20 protein-coding genes are annotated in these 23,766 nt (G+C 64.1%); 15 read left to right on the forward strand and 5 right to left on the reverse strand.

Annotation, left to right across the window (positions count from 1 at the left end; all coding sequences use genetic code 11):
- The first annotated feature begins 35 nt into the window (after positions 1-35).
- The 7 genes from ACFVAV_RS18515 (at position 36) to ACFVAV_RS18545 (ending at position 7,264) form a co-directional block, all read left to right on the forward strand.
- Complete coding sequence (locus tag ACFVAV_RS18515) at positions 36-896, forward strand: alpha/beta fold hydrolase (RefSeq protein WP_379036246.1); 861 nt, start codon at positions 36-38, stop codon at positions 894-896.
- Positions 893-1,921 carry a VOC family protein gene (locus ACFVAV_RS18520; RefSeq protein ID WP_379036158.1) on the forward strand — a complete coding sequence of 343 codons (1,029 nt, stop codon included), beginning with the start codon at positions 893-895 and terminating at the stop codon, positions 1,919-1,921. Before ACFVAV_RS18515 ends, ACFVAV_RS18520 begins: the two co-directional genes overlap by 4 nt.
- Positions 1,918-3,684 (forward strand): bifunctional 3-(3-hydroxy-phenyl)propionate/3-hydroxycinnamic acid hydroxylase, encoded by a 1,767-nt coding sequence (locus ACFVAV_RS18525; RefSeq protein ID WP_379036159.1) that lies wholly within the window; start codon positions 1,918-1,920, stop codon positions 3,682-3,684. The genes ACFVAV_RS18520 and ACFVAV_RS18525 overlap by 4 nt, the downstream gene beginning before the upstream one ends.
- Complete coding sequence (locus tag ACFVAV_RS18530) at positions 3,681-4,496, forward strand: 2-keto-4-pentenoate hydratase (protein WP_379036160.1); 816 nt, start codon at positions 3,681-3,683, stop codon at positions 4,494-4,496. The genes ACFVAV_RS18525 and ACFVAV_RS18530 overlap by 4 nt, the downstream gene beginning before the upstream one ends.
- 11 nt (positions 4,497-4,507) lie before the next feature.
- Positions 4,508-5,449, forward strand: a complete 942-nt coding sequence (locus ACFVAV_RS18535) for an acetaldehyde dehydrogenase (acetylating) (RefSeq protein ID WP_379036161.1) — start codon at positions 4,508-4,510, stop codon at positions 5,447-5,449.
- Positions 5,446-6,459 carry a 4-hydroxy-2-oxovalerate aldolase gene (gene dmpG / locus ACFVAV_RS18540; RefSeq protein ID WP_379036162.1) on the forward strand — a complete coding sequence of 338 codons (1,014 nt, stop codon included), beginning with the start codon at positions 5,446-5,448 and terminating at the stop codon, positions 6,457-6,459. The genes ACFVAV_RS18535 and dmpG overlap by 4 nt, the downstream gene beginning before the upstream one ends.
- Positions 6,460-6,598: 139 nt before the next feature.
- On the forward strand, positions 6,599-7,264 hold the full coding sequence (locus ACFVAV_RS18545; protein WP_379036163.1) for a TetR/AcrR family transcriptional regulator: 666 nt from the start codon (positions 6,599-6,601) through the stop codon (positions 7,262-7,264).
- Positions 7,265-7,267: 3 nt separating this feature from the next.
- Here ACFVAV_RS18545 and ACFVAV_RS18550 read toward each other — a convergent pair whose 3' ends face one another.
- Complete coding sequence (locus ACFVAV_RS18550) at positions 7,268-7,978, reverse strand: TetR/AcrR family transcriptional regulator (RefSeq protein WP_379036164.1); 711 nt, start codon at positions 7,976-7,978, stop codon at positions 7,268-7,270.
- 134 nt (positions 7,979-8,112) lie between these two features.
- Between ACFVAV_RS18550 and ACFVAV_RS18555 the strand changes: the two genes are divergently transcribed.
- From ACFVAV_RS18555 to ACFVAV_RS18580, 6 genes are all read left to right on the forward strand, one after another.
- On the forward strand, positions 8,113-9,246 hold the full coding sequence (locus ACFVAV_RS18555; protein ID WP_379036165.1) for a VOC family protein: 1,134 nt from the start codon (positions 8,113-8,115) through the stop codon (positions 9,244-9,246).
- A complete protein-coding gene (locus tag ACFVAV_RS18560; RefSeq protein WP_379036166.1) occupies positions 9,243-10,181 on the forward strand; it encodes a fumarylacetoacetate hydrolase family protein in 939 nt (312 codons plus the stop codon). Before ACFVAV_RS18555 ends, ACFVAV_RS18560 begins: the two co-directional genes overlap by 4 nt.
- Positions 10,178-12,091 carry an acyl-CoA synthetase gene (locus ACFVAV_RS18565; RefSeq protein ID WP_379036167.1) on the forward strand — a complete coding sequence of 638 codons (1,914 nt, stop codon included), beginning with the start codon at positions 10,178-10,180 and terminating at the stop codon, positions 12,089-12,091. Before ACFVAV_RS18560 ends, ACFVAV_RS18565 begins: the two co-directional genes overlap by 4 nt.
- Complete coding sequence (locus tag ACFVAV_RS18570; RefSeq protein ID WP_379036168.1) at positions 12,091-12,447, forward strand: DoxX family protein; 357 nt, start codon at positions 12,091-12,093, stop codon at positions 12,445-12,447. The genes ACFVAV_RS18565 and ACFVAV_RS18570 overlap by 1 nt, the downstream gene beginning before the upstream one ends.
- Positions 12,444-13,979, forward strand: a complete 1,536-nt coding sequence (locus ACFVAV_RS18575; protein ID WP_379036169.1) for a bifunctional 3-(3-hydroxy-phenyl)propionate/3-hydroxycinnamic acid hydroxylase — start codon at positions 12,444-12,446, stop codon at positions 13,977-13,979. Before ACFVAV_RS18570 ends, ACFVAV_RS18575 begins: the two co-directional genes overlap by 4 nt.
- 131 nt (positions 13,980-14,110) lie before the next feature.
- Entirely contained in the window at positions 14,111-16,327 is a 2,217-nt protein-coding gene (locus ACFVAV_RS18580; RefSeq protein ID WP_379036170.1) for an MMPL family transporter, read from the forward strand.
- Positions 16,328-16,623: 296 nt separating this feature from the next.
- Here ACFVAV_RS18580 and ACFVAV_RS18585 read toward each other — a convergent pair whose 3' ends face one another.
- Both ACFVAV_RS18585 and ACFVAV_RS18590 read right to left on the reverse strand, forming a co-directional pair.
- Positions 16,624-17,262, reverse strand: a complete 639-nt coding sequence (locus ACFVAV_RS18585) for a TetR/AcrR family transcriptional regulator (protein ID WP_379036172.1) — start codon at positions 17,260-17,262, stop codon at positions 16,624-16,626.
- A gap of 50 nt (positions 17,263-17,312) precedes the next feature.
- On the reverse strand, positions 17,313-18,005 hold the full coding sequence (locus tag ACFVAV_RS18590; protein ID WP_379036173.1) for a TetR/AcrR family transcriptional regulator: 693 nt from the start codon (positions 18,003-18,005) through the stop codon (positions 17,313-17,315).
- A 132-nt stretch (positions 18,006-18,137) separates the two neighbouring features.
- On the opposite strand from ACFVAV_RS18590, the gene ACFVAV_RS18595 reads away from it, so the two are divergent.
- The gene (locus ACFVAV_RS18595) at positions 18,138-19,727 is read left to right on the forward strand and encodes an MFS transporter (protein WP_379036174.1); all 1,590 of its coding nucleotides are present in this window, start codon (positions 18,138-18,140) and stop codon (positions 19,725-19,727) included.
- A 172-nt stretch (positions 19,728-19,899) separates the two neighbouring features.
- Here the strand turns inward: ACFVAV_RS18595 and ACFVAV_RS18600 are convergent, their stop codons facing one another.
- Both ACFVAV_RS18600 and ACFVAV_RS18605 read right to left on the reverse strand, forming a co-directional pair.
- Complete coding sequence (locus ACFVAV_RS18600; protein ID WP_379036175.1) at positions 19,900-20,343, reverse strand: EthD domain-containing protein; 444 nt, start codon at positions 20,341-20,343, stop codon at positions 19,900-19,902.
- A 197-nt stretch (positions 20,344-20,540) separates the two neighbouring features.
- Positions 20,541-22,376 (reverse strand): acyl-CoA dehydrogenase, encoded by a 1,836-nt coding sequence (locus tag ACFVAV_RS18605; RefSeq protein ID WP_379036176.1) that lies wholly within the window; start codon positions 22,374-22,376, stop codon positions 20,541-20,543.
- Positions 22,377-23,027: 651 nt separating this feature from the next.
- On the opposite strand from ACFVAV_RS18605, the gene ACFVAV_RS18610 reads away from it, so the two are divergent.
- Complete coding sequence (locus tag ACFVAV_RS18610) at positions 23,028-23,735, forward strand: hypothetical protein (protein WP_379036177.1); 708 nt, start codon at positions 23,028-23,030, stop codon at positions 23,733-23,735.
- The last annotated feature ends 31 nt before the right edge of the window (positions 23,736-23,766 follow it).

The raw sequence follows: 23,766 nt of genomic DNA on the forward strand, positions 1-23,766 counted from the left end.
TTTATCAACAACTAGTGGAGGTAGCTGTGACAACCATCGACAAGGGCGTCGGGACCGGTCGGACGGTCAAGGTCGGCGATCGTGAAATCTTCATCAGTGAGACGGGCGAGGGTCCGGCCGTAGTCCTGCTGCACGGCGGCGGACCAGGCGCGACGGGTTTGTCGAACTACTCGCGCAACATCGAGGCGCTGTCGGGGCACTTCCGCGTGATCGTTCCCGACCTGCCCGGCTACGGCCGGTCGTCCAAACGGGTCGACCAGTCCGATCCCTTCGGAGACCTCGGGCGGGTGATCGGGGGCCTGCTCGATGAACTCGGGATCGCTTCCGCTCACCTGATCGGCAACTCCTACGGTGGCGCGGCCGCGCTGCGGCTGGCGATGGACCGGCCCGAGAAGGTGAACCGGATGATCCTGATGGGGCCGGGCGGCATCGGAACGACCCGGGCCCTGCCGACGTCCGGGCTGCAGCAACTGCTGGGCTACTACCAAGGCAGTGGCCCCAGCCGGGACAAGCTCATCAGCTTCATCCGCGAGTCCCTGGTGTTCGACGGAGACGCGGTGCCCGACGAGGTCATCGAAGAACGCTACCGAGGCAGCATCGACCCGGAGGTGGTCGCCAATCCGCCGCTGCGTCGGCCGTCTGGAATCTTCGCGCTACGGACGCTGTGGCGGATGGACTTCACCCGCGACTCCCGCCTCGGCAAGGTCGAACACCCCACTTTGGTGATTTGGGGTGCCGAGGACAAGGTCAACCGCCCGGAGGGCGGCCGCACTCTGGCGCAGATCATGCCGAATTGCGACCTGTACCTGGCTGCCAATACCGGGCACTGGGTGCAATGGGAACACGCAGCCCTCTTCAATTCTCTGGCGGCCGAGTTCTTGGATGCGACGTCATGACGAAGGCGCTGATTCCCGGTTCCGATGCGTCGGTGTTCGGCGCGGTGCACCTGGGCTACGTCGTCGTGCAGTCAGAGCGGCTGACCGACTGGCAACGCTTCGGTTCGGATGCCATCGGCATGCACGTGGACCGGCACAGCCCGGATTCCCTTCGATTTCGGCTGGACGACCACGCCTGTCGGTTCCTCATCCAGCGCGGCCCTGCCGAGGACGTCACCGCGCTGGGCTGGCAGATCGACGACGATGACACTTTCGACCGCATCGTCGCCCGCATCGCCGACCGCGGCGTACCCATCGTCGAAGGTAATCCGGATCAGGCGGCCCTGCGCGGTGTCGAGCGGCTGTGGCGCTTCGCCGGACCCAAAGGTATCGCTCAGGAGATCTTCACCGTCCCGGTCACGACGCCGGAGCCGCTGGTCATGCAGAGTTCGGGGTGGGTCACGGGCGAGGCAGGGCTGGGGCACGTGGCGATCGTGTCGCGAGAGCCGGAGGCCATGCGCGGCTACTACGAGACAGTGTTCGACTCCCGGCTGACCGACTACATCGACGAGAACATCTCCGGGCTGAAGATGAAGATCCGATTTCTGCGGGTCAACGAGCGGCACCACTCGATCGCCATCGCCAACATACGCGGAGTGAAGATCGATCCGCTGCGAACCCGTGTCCAGCACATCAATGTCCAGTCGGCAACGCTGGACGACATGCTCGCCTCCTTCGGGCGGGTCACCGAACTGGGATTCCGGATGCAGTGGTCGGTCGGACAGCACACCAACGACCGTGAACTGTCCTACTACTGCGTCACGCCGTCCGGCTTCGAACTCGAGGTCGGCTGGAATCCGGTCGTGATCGGCCCCGAACTCGAATCCACCTGGGAACCGTCGACGCACAAGGGAATCAGCATCTGGGGTCACACCACCGTTGGCGAAACCGTGCTGACCAAGTTTGCTCAGTTCCAGCAGGCGCTGCACAACGCGCGCACATCCGAGACGATCGTTCCCCAGCTCACGGGAGGGCTTCCGCGATGAACACCACCGACTACGACGTTGTGGTCGTCGGTCTCGGCCCGACGGGCCTTACCCTGGCCAACCTGCTCGGCCGGCGCGGGGTGAGCGTGCTGGTGCTCGAACGCGAGCCGGAGTACTACGGCCTCGCCCGCGCGGTCTACACCGATGACGAAGGCCTGCGGATCTTCCAAACCGCCGGGGTGGCAGATGAATTGGCGGCGGACATGAACGTCGACTGCACCGTGCAATGGGTGCGCGGCGACGGTCGCGTGCTCGCGCAGTTCCACCAGACCGACCGGCCGCTGGGCTGGCCGGTGGCCAACTTCCTCTACCAGCCCTACCTGGAGACGAGTCTGGAACGTGCCCTCGACGGCTATCCACACGTCACCGTGCTGCGCGGTCGCGAAGTGACGGGCTTCGAGCAGGATGCCCACGGCGTGAACGTCGAGCATGCCGAATGCCGTGGAACCGACTACGGTCGGCGCTCATCGGACCCCGATCCGCGCACCGCTGTGCGGGTACGTGCGCAATACCTGATCGGTTGCGACGGCGGACGCAGCGTCGTTCGCACCGAACTCGGGATCGATATGACCGGCACCAGCTTCCCGCAGCGCTGGCTGGTGGTCGATCTGGAAGCGAAGGACGGGATCGACGCCTTTCGGCACCTGCCGTACTTCAATTTCGTCTGTGATCCGGAGATGCCGATCGTCTCGTGTCCGCAGCCCGGAGGTCATCATCGCTTCGAGTTCATGCTCAGCGATTCACAGACCAAGGAGGACATGGAGGACGACGACACCGTTCGTCGCCATATCGCTCGCTTCGTCGACCCCGACGAGGTCGAGGTATTGCGCAAACTCGTCTATACCTTCAATGCCGTGGTCGCGGACCGCTGGAGGGTCGGACGCGTCCTCATCGCCGGCGATGCCGCCCACATGACGCCGCAGTTCATCGGGCAGGGCATGAATTCGGGCGTGCGGGACGCGGACAACCTGTCCTGGAAGCTCACCGCGATCCTGAAACATGGTGCAAGCCCACGAATCCTGGACACCTACGAATCCGAGCGGCGCCCCCACGCGAAGGCCATGATCGATCTGTCGGTGCTGAACAAGACCCTGGTATCCGTGGACAACAAGCTGGTGGCGGCGGCACGTGACCTCGCCCTCGTTACCGCGCTGCGTGTACCGGGCTTGAGCGGGTGGATCCGCGGCGCGAAGATGAAGCCCTCGCCGCGATTTCGCCGTGGAGCTTATCTCGGTCTGGCGCGGCGAGGACTGCGCGACGTCGAGGGCACCCTCGCGCCGCAGCCCGACGTCCGGACCTACGACGGTCGCCGGTCCCGTTTCGATGACGCACTCGGACTGGGCTTCTCGGTTCTCGGATACGGGGTCGACCCTCGCCAGACGCTGCAGGCCGACGATGTGGCCAGGCTCCGGGAAATCGGCGCTCAGTTCGTCACCGTCTACCCAGTCGGTGGACGGCCACAAGGAAATCCAGGGGACGGGCGCGCTGCCGGCGACGACTATGCCGACATCGAGGACTACACAGGCACACTCGCCCGATGGTTCGCCAAAGCGAGGGTCGGCCAAGGAGGTCTGCTGTTGCTTCGACCTGACCGGTACGTTTTCGGGATCGCTGCAGCAGGACGGGAAAGGGCTCTGATCGCCGAACTGTTCCGGAAACTCGACGGCCAGGCGCTACCTCGCGCGGATTCTGGTGAGTTCCCACCCAGTCCGATACCGACCGCGGTGAACGGCTCGCCGCGAAACCTCGAGGAGGCGAGATGAACGCGAACTCGGCCGTGTCCACACCGGTGCAAGCTGCCTCGGAGCGGCTGTTGGCCGCAACGACAACCGGCATTCCCGTCCCGCCGATACGTGACCTCATCGGCCCCGAGGACGTCCATCTCGCGTACGCCGTCCAGCGAATCGGCGTCCGCCGCCGACTGGACTCGGGTGCCCGGGTTGTAGGACGCAAGATCGGACTGACCTCCCCGGCAGTTCAGCGTCAGCTAGGAGTCGATCAACCAGACTTCGGAGTCCTCTTCGGCGACATGGACGTCAACGAGACTGTGACCGGACTGCGACCGCGGTTGCTGCAACCGAAAGTGGAGGCCGAGCTCGCATTCGTGTTGGGTGCCGATCTGGACACCGCTCAACTCGACCCGGTCAGCGTGCGCGGTGCCGTGGCCTACGCCGCCGCTGCACTGGAGATCGTCGACAGCCGGATCGCCGATTGGGATATCAGTTTCGCTGACACCGTCGCCGACAACGCGTCCAGCGGTTGGTTCGTACTGGGGGCGCAGCGACTCTCATTGGAAGAATTCGAACCGCGCGACATCGCGATGAACATGACGGTCGGCGGCGAAATCGTCTCCACCGGAACCGGCGCCGCCTGCCTCGGCGATCCACTCAACGCACTGGCCTGGCTGGCTCGCACCGCGCGCGACCTCGGCGCGCCGCTGCGCGCCGGCGAGATCGTACTCTCCGGTGCACTCGGCCCGATGGTTCCACTGCATCCGGGAGTGCCGGTGCGCAACGAAATCTTCATCGGCACAGAAACACTCGGTGCCGTCGACTTCCTGTGGGAGGAATCGTGAGCCGTACAAAGGTGGCCGTTGTCGGCTCCGGAAACATCGGTACCGACCTGATGTTCAAGGTCCTCCGCCTGTCCGAAACGCTGGAAATGGCGGCGATGGTCGGGATCGACGCCGAGTCGGATGGGCTTGCCCGTGCCAAGCGACTGGGCGTGCCGACCACCGCAGGCGGCGTCGAAGGGCTGATCGAGATGCCGCACTTCGATGAGATCGATATCGTTTTCGACGCGACCTCTGCCGGTGCTCACCGCGCGAACTCCGCGGTTCTGGCGCCCTACGGCAAGCGCCTGATCGACCTGACTCCGGCAGCTATCGGGCCTTTCGTCGTCCCGGCTGTCAATCTGGACGAGCACCTGGACGCTGCGAACGTGAACATGGTGACCTGCGGCGGACAGGCAACCATTCCGATCGTCTCTGCGATTTCCCGCGTCACGGCAGTGCCCTATGCGGAGATCGTCGCCTCGATCGCCTCGAAATCCGCCGGCCCCGGTACCCGTGCCAACATCGACGAATTCACCGAGACAACCTCGCACGCGATCGAAGTGGTCGGCGGCGCGGCCGTCGGTCGGGCGATCATCGTCCTGAACCCGGCGGAGCCGCCGCTGATCATGCGAGACACCGTGCTCGCGCTGATCAGCGACCCCAGTCCGGAAACGCACGCGAAAGTGCGCGCATCGATCACCGCGATGATCGCCGAGGTAGCGGCATACGTTCCGGGCTATCGCCTCAAGCAGGAAATCCAGATCTCGCCCGTGTCCGCCGACGCCGCCATGCGCACCCTCACCGGCACCAGTGCCATAGCAACACACCAGGTTTCGGTGTTCCTCGAGGTCGAGGGCGCCGCTCACTATCTTCCGGCGTACGCCGGGAACCTCGACATCATGACCTCGGCGGCGCTGCGGGTGGCAGAACGCCTGGCCGCGACCGCGACACCGATTCCGGAGAACGCACGATGACACGAGTCTTCCTGCAGGATGTGACGTTGCGTGACGGTATGCACGCACTGCGACATCGGATATCGCCGACCACCGTGGCCGCCGTCGCTGCTGCGCTGGACGCTGCCGGCGTCGACGCGATCGAAGTCGCGCACGGCGACGGGCTCCACGGCGGGAGCTTGACCTACGGGCCGGGCAGCAATACCGATTGGGAGTGGCTGGAAGCTGCCGCGGGCTCCCTGACCCACGCCAGGCTGACCACCCTGCTACTGCCAGGCATCGGGACCATCGATGACCTGCGTCGCGCCTATGATCTCGGTGTTCGGTCCGTGCGGATCGCGACTCACTGCACCGAGGCTGATATCGCGGCCCAGCACATCGCCTGTGCCCGCGACCTCGGTATGGACGTGTCCGGGTTCCTGATGATGAGCCATATGAACACGCCCGAGAGACTCGCAGAGCAGGCACAGCTGATGGAATCCTATGGTGCGCACTGTATTTATGTCACAGACTCCGGTGGCCGCCTCACCATGGACGGAGTTCGGCACCGCGTTCGCGCCTATCGTGAGGTCCTCGACGAAGGCACCGAGGTCGGCATCCACGCCCACCAGAATCTCTCGCTGGCCGTGGCGAACAGTGTCGTCGCGGTAGAAGCGGGTGCGTGTCGTGTCGACGCGTCACTCGCGGGTCTGGGTGCCGGAGCCGGCAACACCCCCTTGGAAGCCTTCGTCGCTGTTTCCGATCTGAACGGGTGGGAACACGGCGCCGATCTCGATCGCCTCACCGACGCTGCTGACGATCTGATCCGGCCGCTGATGGAACGTCCCGTGCAGGTGGACCGGGAAACGCTGACCCTCGGCTACGCCGGGGTGTACTCGAGCTTCCTGCGCCATGCGGAGAAGGCTGCGGAAAACTACGGCGTCGATGTACGTACTCTGCTGACCGAGGCAGGTCGCCGCGGTCTGGTCGGCGGTCAGGAAGACATGATCGTCGACATCGCCCTGGACCTGACCGCCGAGCGACAGGTCTGATCTCGATCCGTGTGGTTGGTCCGTCCCAGCGCTCAACGTTCGGACGGACCAACCTCGATCGGTGATGACGTGACTCTGTCGGCTCAGCGCGGAACACGGGTGTCTAATTTTGAGCATAAGGAGGCCTACTGTTGCGATCTTGACGCGCTTCGAACAGATCCGTACTGTTTCGAAGGACGCGTTAGGAGGCTGGATGAGTGCGACACAGCGACGGATCGCCAGTGCTGCGATGAGACTGTTCGCCGAGCGTGGCAGCTTGGACGTCACGATCAGTGAGCTCGCCGCGGAGGCTGGTGTTGCACGCGGCACGCTCTACCGCAATGTGGAGTCGATGGAACAGCTCTTCGAGCAGGTCAGGGCTCAGCTCGCCTTCGATGTCCACAGCGCAAACGTGCGTGCCATGGATGCGCACGGGGACCTCGATCCGCCCGTGCGGTTGTCGGTGGGAACACGCATGTTGCTGCGCCTCGCGCACGAGAACCCTGCCATCGGACGGTTCATGGTCAGGTACGGGCTTACCGACGAGTCGTTGCGTGAAATGGTCAGCGGCCCGCCGATGCAGGATGTGGCAGCCGGGGTGGCTGCCGGTCGCTACACGATCACCGCCGGATCGGAACTCGGAATCGCATCGATGATCATGGGTACGGTGGTCAGCGCCATGTGGATGGTCGTCGAAGGGCACCAGGGCTGGAGGGAAGCGGGCACGGCAGCGGTCGAACTCATCTTGTGTGCCTTGGGGATTCCGCGAGACGAGGCACGCGAGATCGCCACCAGCCCGCTGCCGACCCTCAGTTTCGAAGTCTGATCGTCATGAGCGCGGAGTAGCGATTGTGACGGATCCTGCAGTGTCTATCGCTGCTAACACCGCAGTAGCATCCTGCGTCACGTCAAGGGAGGGGAGCTGGCGCCGGCAGATCTCCGAAGCTTCCTCGTGAGAGAGACCGAGCATGCGAAGCAAGCCTTCGGCGACTTGGTCAGTTGCCTCGGCGTCATCACGTTCTGGGCGGTCGTGGAGTAGCTGTCCGAGGCACAAGGTTGCGCCCGCGACGATCGTCAGCGCCAACTCCGGGTCCTGAATCCGAAATCTGCCCGCGCTTGCCCCTGCCTGGATGTCGCGGCGAGCGCGCGGTGCCAGGCCTTTGTCGGAGCCGACGAGGTTGAGTCCGTCGCTGAGTAGAACCTTGCTGATCGTCGGCTTCAACCGATGCAACCGGCCCGTAAGGCGGAAGCTCTGGGCAAAGACCTGGGCTGGGTCGTCCAAGTCCTCGCACAGTAGGTCCAACACGGCGCCGTGGACGTCGAGCGCTTCCTCGATGGCGGCGTGAAAGAGCGCATCTCGGCTGTCGAAATGGTTGTAGAACGAGCCCATGCCGACATCGGCGGCCTGGGTGATCTCGAGAATCGGCACATTGAGCCTGCCCTCGGCCAGCAGTGTCTGGGCGGCGTTGACGAGCGCTGCGCGCGTACGCGCCTTGCGTCGCTCCAATCGGCTCGGCTCCGATCCTTTTTGCGCAGCCATCTCTGTTACCTCCCGTGACGTATACGCCCGCCATCCTAGCGCGTCCTGTCAATACTGACGAATATGTCAGAAACACTTGACTGACAACCTTGTCGTGAGTGACGATATCGTCATTATCTTGAAGGGAGTGGTCCATGAGTGGCCATCACGATGTGCACAGCGGACTGCACAGTGAGAGCGGCGCAGTGGCGGGTGAACATCCAGGCCGGGCACGCAACCCGGTGGTGAAGGTCCTCGACCTGGCGTGGCTCGAGTTCGAGAAGCCCGACCTGGACGGGGCGGAGACATTCGCGCACGCGTTCGGGTTCACGACGTCGTCGAAGTCGGCCGATGAGCTGCAGCTGCGGGGGACGGATCCTGGTGCGCCCTGCGTGCTCATCCGTCGCGGAGAACGGTCGAGATTCATCGGCCCCGCGTTCAAGGCTGCGGAGCCGACCGACCTGTTGCGGCTGGCCGACGCCACGGATTCGTCCCCGGTGCCGCTGCCGGAATCGCTCGGTGGAGTGACGGTGAATCTTGTCGATCCCAGTGGTCTCCGAGTCCGAGTGGTTGCCGAAACTCACGAACTTCCTGCCTTGCAACCGCAACAACCGCAGGTCTACAACCTCGGCCACGAGGCTCTGCGGATCAACGCCACCCAGCGGCCGGCTCGGGTACCGGCCCGCGTGCAGCGCCTCGGGCATGTGGTGGTGCAGACGACCAAATATCGCGAGACTCTCGACTGGTACCTGCAGAACTTGGGCCTGATCGTCAGCGACTTCCTCTACTACGCGGGACAGCGCAAGCGGGGCCCGATCATGAGCTTCATTCGCTGCGACCGAGGCTCGGTTCCGGCTGACCACCACACGCTCGCCCTGACCCTGGGGCCCTCCAATCGTTACGTGCACTCCGCTTATCAGGTGGCGGACCTGGACGCGCTCGCTGCCGGTGGTGAATATCTGCGTGAGAGCGGCTTCCAGCGGTCATGGGGGATCGGACGTCACATCCAGGGAAGTCAGATCTTCGACTATTGGCGTGACCCCGACGGCTTCTTGGTAGAGCACTTCAGCGACGGCGACCTGTTCGACTCATCCCTCGAACCGGGCTGGGCTCCGATGACCGCCTCTGGGCTCTCCCAATGGGGCCCACCGGTCACCAAAGACTTTCTGGGCATTGCTCCTGGAAGCGAATCCCTTCGAGAACTGCGCGCGATCGCTGACGCGCTGCTCGACAGCAATGAATTCGATCTCCGCCGCCTGCGCGGCCTGTTGAAAGTAGCCAAATCATGAGCCTGTCCATTCTCCGCACTGCCGAAGCCTGGTGGGTGCAAACACCCAGCGGTGCCGTCCGCGTCGACACCGCCGCGTCGACGACTCGCGAGCTGCTCGGTGACCTGGAGGCGGTTGCGGCCGCAGCTTCGGGCACTGACGCCGTCCCGGTGGAGAGCCTGTCGCTGCTCTCCCCGGTTACCGCACCTTGCCGCGTGGTCGCCCAGATGACCAACTTCGCCTCGCATGTCAAGGATTCGGGAATGGACCCGGAGTCTGTTCCGCTGACGTTCTTTCGAAAGGCGTCCGGGTCGATCAGTGGACCGACCGAGGACGTTGTCCGACCCCCCCACGTTCAGTTGCTCGACTACGAGGTGGAGATCGGCCTCGTCTTCGGTAATGAAATGCCTGTCGGCTCGGAGATCACCTCGGAGAACCTCGCCGACTACATCGTGGGCCTGGTCGTGACCAACGACGTCTCCGCTCGGGATGTCCAGTTGCCGAAGACCCAGTTCTACGAAGCGAAGTCCTATCCCACCTTCACCCCCGTCGGACCGGCGCTGGTGCTGCTGGATGCGGACGAGCTGAAGCGGTTCACCGACCTCCGACTGCGGCTGTGGGTCAATGGCGAGGTGCGCCAGGACATGACGGTGGCCGACATGATCTACCGGCCGGTCGAGGCCTTGCGCGAGCTGACCCGATTCCAGCGCATGGATGTCGGCGACCTGCTCCTCACCGGCACACCGATCGGAACCGCGATCAGTGCCCCTCCGAAGGCTGTCGAGATCATCGGATCGCTCCTGCCGCCGAAGGTCAAGTGGAAGCTGTTCTTCCAGAAGCAGGCCAAGAACCCGAAGTACCTCGAGGACGGCGACGTGGTCGAGGCTGCCATCGGCACCGATGACGGAGCCATCGATCTGGGCCGCCAGCGCACGATCGTGCGGTATGCGCAATGACCGACAACGGGACTCTCGACGTGGCGGCCGAGGACATCCTCTGGCCGCGGTACGCCGAACCGGAGGACCTCATTGCCATCGAGTCGGTGCCCCTTTCTGCACGCGGTCTGCCTGATTCGACCTACGCGCTACTCGTCCGGGCCGCGGCACGGTGGTCGGAGCGCAACGCGATCACCGTCCTGCCCGACGCCACACGATGGCGGGAACCGCTGCGGCGTACCTACGGTGAACTTCTCGCCGATGTCCACCGGTACGCGAACCTGCTGCACGAACTCGGCGTGCGGCGCACCGATGCGGTCGGGCTCATCGCGCCCAATTGCGCCGAGTTGATCCCCGCCACTCTTGCAGCACAATTGGCCGGCGTCGCGGCGCCGATCAACGGCGGCCTGTCCTTCGAGCACATCGCGGAATTGCTCGGTCGCGCCGGAGCACGTGTACTGATCTCCGCCGGACCCGAACTCGCCGAGACAACCTGGGCGTCGGTCCGCGGGCTGGCTGCCCAAGGGCTGCTGGACGCGGTGCTGGTACTGCGCCCGACGCTGGCTGCCGGCGAGCCGCCTGCGCTTCCATCGATCGACGGGGTAGTCGTCGGCTACCTTGATGCTCTTGCCGCCGAACAGGTTTCGTCCCATTTCGTCGGTGTGCCGCCCACTGCGGATGATCTGGCAGCGCTGTTCCATACCGGCGGGACCACCGGTGTTCCGAAGATGGCGGCACACCTGCACCGGGGTGAGGTCTCCAATGCATGGATGCTCGCCGCCAATTCCTTGCTCGACGAGGATGCGGTCGTCTTCGCTGCGTTGCCGCTGTTTCACGTCAACGCGCTCATCGTGACTCTGCTCGCGCCGCTCTTCCGCGGCCAGTCGGTGGTGTGGGCCGGACCGCTGGGCTATCGAGACTTCGCGCTCTACGCGGAGTACTGGAACATCGTGTCGCACTACCGGATCGTGGCGATGAGTGCGGTCCCGACAGTCTATGCCGTGCTCGCCCAGTGCCCGATCAGCGCTGACATCTCGAGCTTGCGCTACGCGATGGTGGGTGCGTCCCCCCTGCCGCAGGCTGTCCGTGAGAACTTCCAGACCCATACCGGCGTGACGCTCGTGGAGGGATACGGCCTCACCGAAGCCACCTGCATCACAGCACGAAGCTTCCCCCACCTGGCGCGGCCGGAGTCGGTCGGACAGAGAATGCCCTACCAGTCTGTGGCGATCGTGCGTATCGACGACGACGGTGCTTGGGAGGAACTGCCCACCGGGGAGACCGGCTTGCTCGTGATCAGCGGCCCGACGGTCTTTTCCGGATACATCACCGGCAAAGATGAACTCGGCCACGTCACCAGCGGATTGGGTTCGCTGGTCGACGGCTGGCTCAACACCGGTGACCTGGCCCATATCGACCGCGACGGCTTCATTCACCTGCAGGGCCGCGCGAAGGACCTCATCATCCGTGGCGGCCACAACATCGATCCTGCGACCATCGAGGACGCCCTGCTCGCGCACCCCCAAGTGGCCACCGCAGGTGCCGTCGGCCGCCCCGACGTGCACTCTGGCGAAGTGCCGGTCGCCTACGTGACGCTCTCGGCGGACGCAACGGTCACCGAGCCGGAACTGGTCGAGTGGGCGGTCGCACGAGTGCACGAACGCGCAGCCGCGCCCAAAACCGTCACGGTGGTCGATGCTCTGCCCGTCACCGATGTCGGCAAGCCCTACAAATTGGGGCTGCGTGCTGACGCGACCCGACGCGAACTGGTCGACGCGTTGGCAGGCGTCGACGGGGTTCGAGCGGTCACCGCGGATGTGACCGACGGTGCGATCGTCGCGAGAGTCACCGTCGGCGATGGCGTCGACACCAGCGAGGTCGAGTCCACCCTCGGCCGTTACGCGATTTCCTGGAAAGTAGTGATCGGGTGATGAATATTATCTCGACTGTTCTCGCCGGCGTGCTGGCGGCAGAGTTCGCGGCGTTCGGTGGAGCCAAGTTGGCTGCGATCGCGCCGATGCGAGCTCGCGCGGAGCATCTCGGTGTTACCCCAACCGCATTTCGGGGAGTCGGCGCGCTCGAAGCCGCAGGGGCGGCCGGGGTGCTACTCGGCCTCGCGTACCCCTGGATCGGCGTGGCGGCCGGTACCGGGCTGGCACTGCTGATGGGTGGCGCCATCGTGTCCCATGTGCGTCGAGGTGACGGTGTGATCGAGATCGTGCCCGCGGCCGGGTCGGGTCTGGTCGCTGTTGCCTACATTGTCACCGCTGCGGGGTCCATTCAGTGAATGCCGAGGTGATTCCCGTCGTGATCATCGGAGCAGGTCCGGCGGGACTCTCCGCAGCAACTTTGCTGGCGCAGTATGGGATCGAATCGCTGGTCCTGGAACGGTGGGAGGGGGTCTATCCCCAGCCGCGTGCGGTCCATCTGGACGGTGAGATCCGACGAGTATTGGATCGGCTCGGGGTCGATGAGGAGTTCGACAGAATCTCCCGGCCGGCGCTGGGGCTACGGCTCGTCGACGCCGATCGGCACGTGCTGGCCCAATTCGATCGAGATCCAGCCGATGGCCGCAACGGGTATCCGGAGGCAAATCTGTTCGACCAACCCGAACTGGAAGAGCTGCTGCGAGCCAATCTGGGTATCTATCCGGAGGCAACGCTTCGGTCCAACGCCGAGGTCGAAGCCGTGACCGAGGAGAACGGTCGTGTCCGGGTGGACTTCCGGGATCGGACAACGGGCCGAGCCGACTCCGTCTGTGCGGAGTATGTGCTGGGCTGTGACGGCGCGAACAGCCTGGTACGCGAGGCGATCGGTGGAAAGCTGCACGATCTCCGATTCGAGCAGCGCTGGCTGGTCGTCGATATCTCCACGACGACGGATCTCGGCCATTGGGAAGGCGTACACCAGATCTGCGATCCCATGCGCCCCGCAACGTACATGCGGATCGGAAAGACGCGACACCGCTGGGAGTTTCGGCTGCTACCCGGTGAAACCGCCGATGACTACCGGGATCTTTCCCAGCTGCAGCCCCTGATAGCACCCTGGATGGATGTCACCACAGCGCAGAACCTCGAACTGGTGCGGGTCGCGGACTACACCTTCCGCGCCCAGCTCGCCGATCGGTGGCGGCGGGGGAGGATCTTCCTGCTCGGGGACGCTGCTCACCTGACGCCGCCGTTCATCGGTCAAGGAATGGGAGCGGGCGTCCGTGACGCCGCAAACCTCGCCTGGAAGCTGGCCGGCGTGCTGCGGGCCGAGCTGCCGCACAGTGTGCTGGACACCTATGAGATCGAGCGAAAGCCACACGCGCGAGCGATGATCCGGCTGGCCAAGCTCACCGGCATGACGATGACCGAAGGCGGTGAGATGGGCAACCGCTTGCGCAGGTTCATCGTGCCACGGCTATCGCAGGTGCCGGGCCTCACCCGCATGGTGACCGGTGGTGAATCGCCACCACTACATCGGTCCGAACTCGTTGCCGCCCCGTTGCCGTGGCGTGGGCTCGGTGGCCGGCTGATCCCGAATGTCCGGCTCGCCGACGGTCGCCACGTCGACGAAATCGTCGCGGGACGGTTCTCCATCGTCACCACTGTCGGGCTGTCGTCCGAAGAGCGGGTCATGTGCGGGCAACGCGACTGCGTCGTCATCGACGCGACGCGCGGTTCCGCGCTGTATCGCTGGGTGCGCCGCGGCGGTGGCAAAGCGGCACTGGTTCGGCCGGACGGCACTGTTCAGCGCATCTCCCGGCACCCGGAAACTCTGTGGACAACACTGCCCGCGTTCGTTCCGAGCCATCGACGCATTCGGACACGTTGACACCGTTCGCACACCATCTGCTGACCATTACAGCGTTTATGATGATGTCGTCATCTGGCGTGTTAGTGTGCGGATGATTCGCGAGACCGCTGTGTCGATGTGTCGTTTGGTATCTCTCTGAGAGGACCCGCATGTCCAGGTATCTGTTCGCTCTCGGCCAGGTTGTAGCTCGCCGCCGCTGGTGGGTGGTGGCGATCTGGATTCTCCTGTTGGCCGGTGCCATTGCTTTCGCCGCGGGAACGGGCGGCAAGACCAATGACAACTTCACCGTCCCCGGTACCGAGTCGCAGGACGCAGTGCAACTTCTGCAAGAGCGGATGCCGGCGTTCAGCGGCGCGCAGATGCAGATCGTCTTCGCCACACCCGGCCTGGCCAAGGTGACCGATCCGCAGGTGAAAGCCGAGATCGACCAGGTGATGACGGAATTGCAGGGGTTGTCTCAGGTCGCGGCCGTCGTCGATCCGTTCCAGGCGCAGGCGGTATCCCCTGACCAGCGGGTCGCGCTAGGCAGTGCGCAGTACACCGTTTCCGCCGGCGAGGTCTCCGAGCACACGCTCGAGGCGGTCGATCACATTGCTGACGGGGCACGCGAGGCCGGACTCGAGGTCGAGTTCTCCGGTGCTGTGTACCCCGGCTTCACAGCGGAGATCCCCCACTCGCCGGAGGTCCTGGGTGTCGTTGCCGCGTTCATCATCTTGTTGATCACTTTCGGCGCGGTCGTCGCGGCCGGCCTTCCCATCGTTACTGCGCTGGTCGGCGTGGGAATCGGGCTGGCGGGGATACTCGGCGTCGCCGCATTCGTCGATGTGCCGTCAGCCGCGGAGTCGCTGGCGATGATGCTGGGTCTGTCCTGCGGCATCGACTATGCGTTGTTCATACTGTCTCGGCATCGACACCAGTTAGTACTGGGCATGACGACGGCCGAATCGATTCCGCTGGCGGTCGGTACGGCAGGTAGCTCGGTGGTTTTCGCGGCGATTACCGTGATCATTGCGCTGTGCGGCTTGACCGTCGCGGGGATTCCTTTCCTCACGGTGATGGGACTCGCCGCGGCGGCAGCGGTGTTGGTCGCAATGCTCGTCGCCTTGACATTGGTGCCCGCGCTGCTCAGTTTCGCTGGTGGGACGGTTGCCAAGTTCATATCGCCTCCGCTGCATCCGGGGAAAGCAGAAGAGGTGGCTCGTATTGCTGCCTACGAGCCCGAACGCACCTGCGGCCATGCGTGGGGGCGATTCGTGACGCGATTCCGGATCCCGCTGCTGGTCGCCGGAGTGGCGATACTTGTCGTCTTGGCGATTCCGGTTACCCAGATGGACCTGGGGCTACCCAGCGGCGCTACGCAGCCGGAATCGAGTACCGCCCGGAAGGCCTCCGACTTGGTCAGTGAGGCCTTCGGACCCGGCTTCAACGGACCGCTGTTCGTGGTGACCGACCTCTCTCACGCCACCAGCCAGGACGCGACACAGACACTGATCGGTCGACTGCAACAAGAGCCGGATGTCGCGGTCGTGCAGCCTGCCGGAACCGGCGACCAGCTGCTGCTGCTCCAGGTCGTGCCGAAGACCGGACCAGGTGACAGCGCAACCGCCGATCTGGTGAACAGGTTGCGTGACGACCGAGCTCGGATCGAAGGCGGCACCGGACTGACGTACCTGGTCGGGGGTACTACAGCCGCGAATATCGACACGTCGGACAAATTGGCTCAGGCACTGCCGATCTTCCTCGTCGTCGTGGTGGGATTGGCGCTGATCCTGCTGACCGTTGCCTTCCGGACGATCCTGGTTCCGCTGTCGTCGATCGCCGGGTTCATCCTGTCGGTCTTCGCAGCCCTCGGAACACAGGTCGCGGTATTCCAATGGGGTTGGGGCGCAGACATTCTCGACGTAACCAAAGCGCAGACGTTGAGCTTCTTGCCGATCATCACCCTGGCCATCATCTTCGGGCTGTCGAGCGACTACCAGATCTTTGTCGTCTCCCGGATCAAGGAGGAACACACCCGCACCGAAGACGCGGTCGCCTCGGTGCAGAACGGAGTCGCCCACTCCGCTCGCGTCGTCACAGCGGCTGCGTTGATCATGTTCGCGGTCTTCGTCGCATTCGCGACGGTCGACAATCCGATCGTCAAACCACTGGCATTCACCCTCGCCGTCGGCGTCCTCCTCGATGCGTTCATCGTCCGGCTGACGCTGGTACCGGCCGTCATGGCGCTGGTCGGCAATCGTATGTGGTATCACCCGCGCTGGTTCGGCCGCTATGTCCCAGACCTCGACATCGAAGGCGCCGCCATCGAACGAGAGTATGGCCACGATGCCGAAGTCGAATCGTCACAGGAAGCAACTAGGTCATAGTGTCCGGTCTTCGGTGGGAACAACACGAGAGTCGAGGATTACCGCGATAGTCCTGTCGACTGTATAGGCGTGCGCCGCGCGGTGGTGGTGTTGTGTCCGGGTTCCCACCCTCGTCCGCCACCGGGACCGGTCAGTTGCTTCAAGACCCGGTCGAACCATAGTCGGAGAACGAGAAGTGGCGCTGAATGTACTCCACCAAATTCGGCAGGCGGGTCATGATGTCGGCATGCGGCCCCGCCCAGCAGGCGAAGCCTTCTTGGCGCGGGATATCGACGCTGTGCGCTCGAGATGCAGCGCTACAGTTGCGGCTGCGGGGGCAGGGGGGCGGAGCTCAGCTTCTGTGCGGTGCGCTTGTTCATCCCGAACATCCGCAGCATGTGAAATGTCATCTCGTCGGTGCGCGCCTCGACATCGGCTTCCGGGTTTGCGTCGAGCAGTTGGAGCAAGCCGAGCAGTGCGCCGCCGGCGGCCATGATCGCCATGTCGGGGTCCATCGGCTCGAACCGCCCGGCCTCCTGTGCGGCGATGATGTCCTTGCGTGCCCGGGGGGCCAGTCCCTCGTCTCGCAAGAGCACAGACATCCCAGAATGCAGGATCACCCGCACCATCTCCGGTACTTGTCGCTGTAGACGGCCGGTCATCCTGAAACTCACAGCGAAGACTTCGGCTGGGTCGTCGTACAGCGCCACGATCCCGTCGCGCATTTCGCTGTAGACCTGCAGCGCCGACCGCACGGCCTCGTCGAAGAGCTGGTCTTTGGAATCGAAGTGGTTGTAGAAGGACCCGAATCCCACATCGGCCGCATCGGTGATCTCTTGGATGCTCACCGCGGATCGGCCTTCGGAGAGGAACTTTCGCGCGGCACCGAGTAGCGCGTTTCGGGTGCGCTCGCGGCGACGGTCAACACGGTTGCGTGCTGCGGGTTCAGCGGTCACCGGCCCACCTTTCGTTGAATCGTCACTGAGAATCGTATCTGATCGAAGCGTCAGACACGATTCTCGGGCACGTTGCGGGGTGTCGTGATGCTGGTGTGCGGTGGGCAGTCGGTCGGCTGATGGTCTTGATTCTCGAGGATTGCCGCCATCTTGGCGACTTCCGCCGCCTCTGCGGGGCGCACCCCCAAGGTGATGAGACAGGCCTGCGCGGCCCCTATGTCAGGGTCGGGGTCTGTCCACTCGCCACTGTTGCGCGTTTCGAGGAGTCCCAGCACCAGGCCCGACAGCGCGTGGGAGAGGACCTCGGCGGGAAGGTGGTCGGAATACACGCCTGTCTCTTGGCCGTAGGTCAGCATTTCGGTGCCGTGCTCGTGTACCGGCGCCAGCCGTTGCTCGATGCGTGCCCCGAGGTTGGTTCCGGTCAGCTTGAGGAGGAGACGGTACTTGTCTCCCACCCGCCATAGAGCGATCGTGCACCGTGCCGTCGTGACGGAGACCGGTTCGTCGGGGTCGAGCGTGCGAAGTGTGCTGACGATGTCTTCGGCCGCCACGTCGAGGATCCCGTCGATCAATGCGTCGCGGGTCGGGAAATACCCGTAGAGCGTTCGGCGCACAACGCCGGCCGCGGACGCGATCTCCTCCATGCTGGCGGCCGGATTGCGTGCGAGTTCGACAGCAGCCACGTTGAGGATGTGTCGGCGTTTGGCCTGAGCCCGGGTGCTCGGTGTCGTTGATGTCGTCATGGTTCCTGTCGCTGCTGTGTGAGTCCGTTCACTTCTAGGCCCCCATGATTGCACAGCTCTGTGCAAAGCCCTTAGATTGCACACATGGGTGCAAAATTGCACACAATCGTGCAAAATTTCTGAGGAGTTGACATGTCCGTATTCGTCACCGCTCCGGTCGAACCGGAGACCGTCTACGGCCGCCGATGGGCCGCCCTGGCGGTGCTGTGCCTGAGTGTGCTCATCGGCGTGATGACCAACACCTCGCTGATCGTGGCCGCCCCGGACATGACCCTGGATCTGGCTCTGACCAGCCAGGATCTGCAATGGATCATCGATGGCTACACGATCCCGTACGCGGCCCTGATGCTGTTGATGGGTGCGATCGGCGACAAATACAGTCGACGGGGCATGCTGCTGGTCGGTCTGGTGTTGTTCGCCAGTGGCGCTGTGCTGGGATCGGTTGTCGACAGTGCCGAATGGGTGATCGCGGCCCGGGCGATCATGGGCACCGCTGCTGCGATGATCATGCCGGCCACGCTCTCGCTGCTGGTGGCGACGTTCCCGAAACGTGAACGTGCCGTGGCGATTACGATCTGGACGGCCACCACCGGCCTCGCGATCGCGATCGGGCCGTTGATCGCAGGTTGGCTGCTCGTCGACCACGGTTGGTCTTCGACCTTCCTTATCAACGTTCCCATCGCGCTGGTGTCGATCGTGGGGGCACTGATGCTGGTCCCGCCCTCACGGGCACAGACCGCGCAGCGGCTGGACCTGGTCGGTGGGGCGCTTTCCGTAGTTGCTGTCGCGGCGCTGGTGTTCATGATCATCGAAGGGCCGCGAAATGGCTGGCACGCATCGGCGGTGTTCGCCGGAGCGCTCGCCGCTGTGGCCATCGCCGGGTTCATCGGCTGGGAACTGCGTCACCCGAACCCTATGCTCGACATTCGCAAGTTCGGCGATCGTGCGTTCTCGGGCGCGAATCTCGCTGTGCTCCTGTTCTTCCTGGCCGCTTTCGGAGCGCTCTACTACGTCACGCAGCATCTGCAGTTCGTCCTCGGCTATGACCCCCTCGCCACCGGCGTCCGGCTGCTGCCGCTGGCAGGTGCGGTCTTTATCGGCTCGGCCATCACTGGAGTTCTGACCCCGCGGCTGGGCCTGAGGACGATGGTTGTCGCCGGCATGCTGTTGGGGGTGGCGGCACTGGCAATCTTGACCCGAGTAGACGCCGAGTCCGGCTATTCGGCCTTCGTGTGGCCGCTGGTCCTCCTGGGCGCGGCAATCGGCCTGAGCGTTTCGCCGGCCACGGACACCATCATGGATGCCTTCCCGGAGCGGCTGCTCGGCGTCGGTGGTGCGGTCAACGACACCTCTATCGAACTGGGCGGCACACTGGGCATCGCCATCCTCGGTTCTTTGCTTGCCAGCACCTACAGCAGTGAGATCAGTCCCGCTGTCGAAGGCCGACTGCCCGCGGAAGCTGCTGATGTGGCCCAGGACTCGATCGGTGGTGCGCTGATCGTGGCGCAGCGGCTCGGGGAGGCCGGGATGTCGGAGCAGGCAGCCCAGCTGACCGCGGTGGCCGACTCTGCCTTCGCCGAAGCCGTGTCGCACACCAGCTCGATCGCGGCGATCGTGCTCGCGGTCGGCGCCGTTGCGGTCGCCGCCTTGTTGCCGACTCGGCGTGCGAAGCAGTCGACGCCAGCTGTAGAAGCGACCGAGGACGCTCTGGTCGCCGGTTGACATGGATGCCCGGAGGGCAGGACGTTCGACGGTGTTTCGGTAAGAATCGGCCCGTGGCGCATGGCGTTTCAACGGCCTGGCCACGGGCCGAACCGGACGTGCTCACAGCAACGCAGCGCCCGATGGCCCGACCGCGTAGCCGCGTCGGCGCGCGGCCTCCTCGATGCGCTAGCTAACCGAGGAGTACGTGCTCCTTCGTGAGGAAGAACGCGGAGTTGGGCACGTCGATGAAGTTCTTCTCGTCCTCCGTGAGTCCCAGATTGGCTTCGATACCTGCAGGTGTGGCGAGCGCGGCGATCAATGCGTGCTCGGATGGGAACCAGACTTCGACCAACCCGTCGAACGGCTGTCCTGCGCCGCGTGTGGTGGTCAGGACGAGGTTCTGAGTGGAGTCGGTTGCGTGACTCTGAACGTAGCGCAAACCGCCGAGGATCTTGATCTGCTCGACGGCGAAAGGTCCGTGGCGATGCAGCCAATAGCCGTAGAACTCTGCCGGAGACAGGTCGGGCCGACGGCGAATGGCGCATGTCAACTTGATCGGATCGGAGCCCACGTCGGCAGCTGCGGGTTGGGACGCCAAGATCGCGGACAGTCCCGCGGCGGTCGCGCCGGTCATGAACGCGCGCCGCGAACCGGCGATTCCGAACAGTTTATCTTTCAATTTCAGGTCCTTTCTGAGGGTTTACGTCGAAGTTGTCAGCACGCTTGGTGCAGCTCGGAAGTACCGACGCCGATTGTGGCATCGAGTGGGTCACCACTTTGCAGAAACGGCCGCCTGCCGAATGCTGGCAGGCGGCCGTTGCGAGAATTGGGCTAGAAGGCCGCTTCATCCACGCGCATGACCGCGGCGTCGACATTGGCGATCATTGCGCGGTCGACAGTGAGCCTCGGCAGTACCGTTCTGGTGAAGTACGAGGCGGCGGCGACTTTGCCTTCGTAGAACGACCTGTCCCGGTCGTTGATTTCGGAATCTGTTGCATTGAGAGAGATTTCAGCGCCGACGAGGAGGCGCCATGCGATCAGGAGGTCGCCGACGGCAAAGAGGAAGCGCACCGACTCCAGTCCGATCTTGTACAGCTCGGTGGGGTCGCCCTCTGCTGCGAAGAGGTGCTGGGTCAACCGGCCCACCATGTCCTGCACGTCGTCGAGTGCTGTTCCGAGGATGGCCTTCTCCTGCTCGAGGCGGCCGGAATCGGCATCGGATTCGACTGTTTCGCGGATCTTGCCGGCGATGTGGGCCAGCGCTACGCCCCGGTCGCGAGCGATCTTGCGAAAGAAGAAGTCCTGGGCCTGGATCGCGGTCGTACCCTCGTACAGCGAGTCGATCTTCGAGTCACGGATGTACTGCTCGATGGGGTAGTCCTGGAGAAAACCGGAGCCGCCGAAACATTGGAGTGACTCGGTGAGGTACTGGTAAGCACGCTCGGATCCGACACCCTTGACGATCGGCAGCAGTAGATCGTTGACCCGACGGGCAAGCTCGGCGTCGGCGTCGGAGACTTGCTGGGCCACGATGGGGTCCTGGTGCGCGGCGGTATAGAGGTAGATCGCGCGCATTCCTTCGGCGTATGCCTTTTGCAGCATCAACGAACGGCGGACGTCGGGGTGGTGGGTGATCGTGACCTTCGGTGCGGTCTTGTCGCCGAGTTGAGTCAGGTCGGTTCCCTGGACGCGGGTGCGCGCATAGTCGAGGGCGTTGAGGTAGCCGCTGGAGAGCGTGGCGATCGCCTTGGTGCCAACCATCATGCGAGCTTCCTCGATGACGTGGAACATCTGCGCGATACCGTTGTGTACCTCACCGAGGAGATAGCCGACAGCCGGTTCACCGTGCGCGCCGAACGTGAGTTCGCAGGTCGCCGATGCCTTCAGGCCCATCTTGTGCTCGAGATTGGTGACATAGACACCGTTGCGCCGGCCTGGCGCACCCGTCTCCGGATCAAAGCGGTACTTCGGCACCAGAAACAGGCTGAGACCCTTTGTTCCCGGGGCGGCGCCCTCCGGACGGGCGAGAACCTGGTGGATGATGTTCTCGAAGAGATCATCCGACTCGGCCGACGTGATGAACCGCTTCACCCCCTCGATGTGCCAGGTCCCGTCAGGCTGCGGAATCGCCCGTGTTCGCGCTGCGCCGACGTCGGACCCTGCGTCGGGTTCGGTCAGCACCATGCTCGCACCCCAATTGCGTTCCACGGCTAGGCTCGCCCAGTTCCGTTGGAGTTCGGTCCCGGAACGGTGGACGTGGGAAGCCATGCTCGGGCCGCTGATGTACATCCAGGCAGCTGGTTGTGCCCCGAGAATGAACTCGTTGATCGCCCAGGCCAGCATTTGGGGTGCAGGGATACCGCCGATCGCTTCGGGCTTGCCGACCTGCCACCAGTCGGCGTCATACCAGGCGCGCACCGATTGCTTGAACGACTCGTTGAGCTGTACGGAGTGCGTGCGCGGATCGAACGTGGGGGGAGTGCGGTCGGCGTCCGCGTATGAGGCTGCGACCGGGCCCTCGGCGAGGCGGGCTGCTTCGGTCAACATCGACCGCGCGGTGTCGGCGTCCAGGTCGCCGAACTCTCCGGACTGCAGGATCGTCTCCAGTCCGAGTACCTCGAGCAGGTTGAACTCGAGGTCGCGCACGTTGCTCTTGTAGTGGCCCACCGGCCGCCCGCCTTTCCAGCTTCCCCGCCTGCTCAGCGAGTGACGTTGTCATCGTAACTGAGGACATCATCACATATGACAAGGGTCATTGCCAGGGGGTCGTTGCCGGCCTGTCCCGCTTGCGCGCCGGTGACGGGTCGTCTTGCTGGTGCTGGTGCCGCCCGGGCTCTCTCTTGCGGCGGTCGTGGTACGTTGTGAAAATTCTGTGGAAAATGATCGCTTGTTAAGTGATCGAAGGCGCAACTAGGCCCGATCGCGGCGTAAGTCACTGTTGGACAGGGCGATTCGGCGTCGATGAAGAATGTGACATGGGTGACGAATACTGCGGGTATTTCCGTCGTCCGAGCATTGATTCGATCGGGTGTTCTGGCCGCTCGGGGCATATTTTCTTCCTAGCGGTCGCGCGAAGCGTCGTGTACGAAACTTCTGGCGAAATGCGCGGGTCCGGGGTTTGGTCGCGCCTATCCGTTGATTCGCTGCCCTTCCTCTCCTACCGTTCGTCATGCCCGGATCGCCCTTGGGTTCAGCCGCGGTCAATCAATGAATGCCCGGCTCTGGGCGGATGTGAATCGACATCCTCTGCAACGCAATTGAAATTCATTCCCGCGGTGGCGACTGTGTACACCGTGGCAGTAAGTGAAAGGCTCATCCGTGAAATTCACCAAGATCGCACTGGCGCTCGCTTCCGCCAGTACTGCGCTGGCGATCACCGCTGGAGCGAGTCATGCCGATGCCGGACCGGACTCGGGTTCGGAGTCGGTCAACTATGTGGCTTCCGTGAGCGATACGGTGGCCACTGTCGAGGTGGACAAGGGTTCGCTGGTGGTCGAACGCGGTGTACTCCAGATCGTGGGTGCCGGCGGCACCGTCCTTGCCGGCACCGAACTCTCGTTCCGGGTAGACGATTTCGTGTTTCCGATCGATGTGGTGGTCGCGGACCGGATGGCTACGCTGACGCCGCGGTACAGCCTCGATCGGGCACAGTACAAGCCGGTGGCGCTGCCGTACGAGGACCAGGCAACGTGGAAGAACGAATACGACCGCGAGAAGGACGCATGGAGTCGAATGACCAGTACGATCGCGCTGGGCGCAAGTGTGGGCACCTTGACCGGTGCGATTGGGGGTGCTGCCGTCGGTTGCGCTCTCGGAGGGGTGACCGGCGCGGTGTTGTCCGGTGCGCTGGCCACGATGTTCGCGGCTCTGCCGTCCGGCGTTCAGGGTTGCATCGCCGGTGTCGGGGCGGGTGGATTCCTGGGGGCCTTGGCAGGGCAGCTCTTCGTCACCGCGCCCGTGGCAATCGCGGCAGCTGCTCAATACTTCACAACGATCAATCAGCCGATGCCGCAGCGGGCTGAGTAGTCCTGGCGTCGATCTGGCAGTGTCCGCCCCG

Source organism: Nocardia sp. NPDC057663, from assembly GCF_042799895.1.
Taxonomy (GTDB): domain Bacteria; phylum Actinomycetota; class Actinomycetes; order Mycobacteriales; family Mycobacteriaceae; genus Nocardia.

Bases quoted from the DNA above. Each gene is read 5' to 3' on its own strand.
- ACFVAV_RS18520 (WP_379036158.1), top strand. From the start codon at position 893: ATGACGAAGGCGCTGATTCCCGGTTCCGATGCGTCGGTGTTCGGCGCG.
- ACFVAV_RS18525 (WP_379036159.1), top strand. From the start codon at position 1,918: ATGAACACCACCGACTACGACGTTGTGGTCGTCGGTCTCGGCCCGACG.
- ACFVAV_RS18530 (WP_379036160.1), top strand. From the start codon at position 3,681: ATGAACGCGAACTCGGCCGTGTCCACACCGGTGCAAGCTGCCTCGGAG.
- dmpG (WP_379036162.1), top strand. From the start codon at position 5,446: ATGACACGAGTCTTCCTGCAGGATGTGACGTTGCGTGACGGTATGCAC.
- ACFVAV_RS18550 (WP_379036164.1), bottom strand. From the start codon at position 7,978: ATGGCTGCGCAAAAAGGATCGGAGCCGAGCCGATTGGAGCGACGCAAG.
- ACFVAV_RS18555 (WP_379036165.1), top strand. From the start codon at position 8,113: ATGAGTGGCCATCACGATGTGCACAGCGGACTGCACAGTGAGAGCGGC.
- ACFVAV_RS18560 (WP_379036166.1), top strand. From the start codon at position 9,243: ATGAGCCTGTCCATTCTCCGCACTGCCGAAGCCTGGTGGGTGCAAACA.
- ACFVAV_RS18565 (WP_379036167.1), top strand. From the start codon at position 10,178: ATGACCGACAACGGGACTCTCGACGTGGCGGCCGAGGACATCCTCTGG.
- ACFVAV_RS18570 (WP_379036168.1), top strand. From the start codon at position 12,091: ATGAATATTATCTCGACTGTTCTCGCCGGCGTGCTGGCGGCAGAGTTC.
- ACFVAV_RS18580 (WP_379036170.1), top strand. From the start codon at position 14,111: ATGTCCAGGTATCTGTTCGCTCTCGGCCAGGTTGTAGCTCGCCGCCGC.
- ACFVAV_RS18590 (WP_379036173.1), bottom strand. From the start codon at position 18,005: ATGACGACATCAACGACACCGAGCACCCGGGCTCAGGCCAAACGCCGA.
- ACFVAV_RS18595 (WP_379036174.1), top strand. From the start codon at position 18,138: ATGTCCGTATTCGTCACCGCTCCGGTCGAACCGGAGACCGTCTACGGC.
- ACFVAV_RS18600 (WP_379036175.1), bottom strand. From the start codon at position 20,343: ATGACCGGCGCGACCGCCGCGGGACTGTCCGCGATCTTGGCGTCCCAA.